Consider the following 344-nt stretch of genomic DNA (forward strand, 5'->3'; position numbering starts at 1 on the left):
CTTGGCTATTTGCCGGTAGCCTATGTTGGATTTTGCATCCTAAAAAAAAAATGAGATGGGATTTTTTGGAAATTTCTAATTCTTTGAATTTGTTTCACACTCTTTCACCCAAATCCTTTATCTGAAATTGAGAGGATAACCAAACCTTTGTGGATGACAATATACCTACATCATTTCCAATGAGCAATATGTCATCTACATACAGGACCAAAAATGCAACTGCCTTTCCACTTCCTTTCTTATACACACATGGTTCATCAATGTTTTGATCAAAGCCAAAGGATTTGACTGCCTGATCAAACTTGATGTTCCATGCTCTAGATGCTTGCTTAAGTCCATAGATG

The 344-nt window shown here is 36.3% G+C and carries 1 protein-coding gene; it reads right to left on the reverse strand.

Features of this window, described 5'->3' with window-relative positions:
- Positions 1-94: 94 nt before the first annotated feature.
- Positions 95-344, reverse strand: a 250-nt coding sequence (locus F8C76_RS18170; RefSeq protein ID WP_152132966.1) for a reverse transcriptase domain-containing protein, incomplete at its 5' end; no start/stop codon positions are given.

Source organism: Flagellimonas olearia, assembly GCF_009184425.1.
GTDB lineage: Bacteria > Bacteroidota > Bacteroidia > Flavobacteriales > Flavobacteriaceae > Flagellimonas > Flagellimonas olearia.